Annotated in this window: 2 protein-coding genes and 1 pseudogene; 1 reads left to right on the plus strand and 2 read right to left on the minus strand. The window is 67.6% G+C overall.

Features of this window, described 5'->3' with window-relative positions:
* A pseudogene (locus tag DDF67_RS25195) lies at positions 1 to 254 on the minus strand (acetyl-CoA carboxylase biotin carboxyl carrier protein); the annotation flags it as partial.
* A 38-nt stretch (positions 255 to 292) separates the two neighbouring features.
* The gene (locus DDF67_RS25200) at positions 293 to 736 is read right to left on the minus strand and encodes a type II 3-dehydroquinate dehydratase (RefSeq protein ID WP_109455486.1); all 444 of its coding nucleotides are present in this window, start codon (positions 734 to 736) and stop codon (positions 293 to 295) included.
* Positions 737 to 814: 78 nt separating this feature from the next.
* Here DDF67_RS25200 and thiS point away from each other — a divergent pair, with 78 nt between their 5' ends.
* Positions 815 to 1,015, plus strand: a complete 201-nt coding sequence (thiS, locus tag DDF67_RS25205; protein WP_058346516.1) for a sulfur carrier protein ThiS — start codon at positions 815 to 817, stop codon at positions 1,013 to 1,015.
* Positions 1,016 to 1,206 lie beyond the last annotated feature (191 nt).

The raw sequence follows: 1,206 nt of genomic DNA on the forward strand, positions 1-1,206 counted from the left end.
GCCGCGGGGGCCTCGGCGGCGGGCGCGGCGGCCGGAGCCGGGGCGGCGATCGGCGCGGCCACGGGGGCCGGAGCGGCGACGTAGGCGGTCGGGGCGACCGTCAGTTCACGGGCGACGCGGATCTTCAGGCCGACGTGCTCGACCTCGATCTCGGAGAGGCCGGTGTCCTTCAGGATATCGGCCAGCTTGCGGACCAGGCGGGCGTCGATCGACGGGGTTTCGGCCGTCTCGGCGGGGGCCTTCGGATTAGACATTGAAGCTTACCTTATCAGTTGGGGCCGGGGCGCGGACGTCAGTCGACGCTGATCAGTCCGGCGGCGGCCTCGATGGCCAGTTCATAGCTCGCAGCGCCAAAGCCGGAGACCAGGCCGGTCGCCGCGAGCGAAACGAAGGTGTGGCGGCGGAACTCCTCCCGCGCCGCAGGGTTCGACAGGTGACACTCGATGACCGGGATATTCAAGGTCTTCAAGGCGTCGAGGAGGGCGATGGAGGTATGTCCATAGCCCGCCGGATTGATCACGAGCGCGCTGGCCTCGGTGCGGGCTTCCTGCACCCAGTCGATCAGCACGCCTTCGTGATTGCTCTGCCGGAACACGACGGAAAGCCCCCTGGCCGCGGCCCGCGCCTCGCAGCGCACACGCACGTCATCCAGGGTGTCCTTGCCGTAGATATCGGGCTCACGCGTTCCCAACAGGTTGAGATTGGGCCCGCTCAGCACATGGATCGGTTTGACCATTCGGCTCCGCCGTCGATTCCGGAGGTCTTGTATAGCCGGTTCCGCCGCGTCACAAGCAGGGCTCGCTTCGGAGGTGAGATGAGACTTCTACTGAACGGCGAAGACCGCCAATTCGACGGCGTCGCCAGCATCGCGGACCTGGTGGCCGCCCTGGGCCTGGACGCACGCAAGGTGGCGGTCGAGCGCAACCTCGAGATCGCCCCGCGTTCGCTGTACGCCGACACCGCGCTGGCGGATGGGGACCGCATCGAGATCGTGACGTTCATTGGGGGCGGTTGAGGAGATGCTCCCCCTGGAGGGGGAGCTGTCGCGGAGCGACTGAGGGGGAAGGGGCTTCTGTGGCGGAGGGAGCACTGACTTCATCAGTCACTTCCCCCTCCGGCCCTTCGGGCCACCTCCCCCTTCAGGGGGAGGATCTTTGGGTACGGGCTCGCGCTCTCACGCGGCAAGCCGCTGAGCTGATGGAGAGG

Source organism: Caulobacter endophyticus, assembly GCF_003116815.1.
Lineage (GTDB): Bacteria > Pseudomonadota > Alphaproteobacteria > Caulobacterales > Caulobacteraceae > Caulobacter > Caulobacter endophyticus.

Excerpts from the sequence above, each read along its gene's own strand:
- DDF67_RS25200 (WP_109455486.1), bottom strand. The coding sequence starts at position 736 with ATGGTCAAACCGATCCATGTGCTGAGCGGGCCCAATCTCAACCTGTTG.
- thiS (WP_058346516.1), top strand. The coding sequence starts at position 815 with ATGAGACTTCTACTGAACGGCGAAGACCGCCAATTCGACGGCGTCGCC.